Genomic DNA, 365 nt, shown 5'->3' on the forward strand with positions numbered 1-365 from the left:
TAAACCATCCCCAAATTAGATATTAAAAAAAACATAAAAGAGAGGGGTTTTCCAGTGTCAAAGTAAGTTATATAAACAATCTTCTTGTAGATATTAAATGGAAAATTTAGTGCTTATCCTTCGTTCTTTTCTTTTTACCCTCGCTTTTTATACAACGACTTTTATCCAGATGATTCTTTACGCTCCCATCTATTTTTTAATGCCACGCAAAAAAGCATGGATTGTCCCTAAAACATGGGCGCGTGTCACACTTTTTTTGCAAAAATACATTGCAGGCACAAACTATGAAATCGAAGGTTTAGAAAACCTCCCCAAAGGAGCCTACATCATCGCTCCAAAGCATCAATCTGCGTGGGAAACCTTTA

Annotated in this window: 1 pseudogene; it reads left to right on the top strand. The window is 35.9% G+C overall.

The annotated features are described in order from the left end of the window. Nucleotides 1-97: 97 nt before the first annotated feature. Nucleotides 98-365: pseudogene (locus tag ACFINO_RS10605) on the top strand (1-acyl-sn-glycerol-3-phosphate acyltransferase); the annotation flags it as partial.

This window comes from Bartonella sp. AA83SXKL (genome assembly GCF_042196965.1).
Taxonomy (GTDB): Bacteria; Pseudomonadota; Alphaproteobacteria; order Rhizobiales; family Rhizobiaceae; genus Bartonella.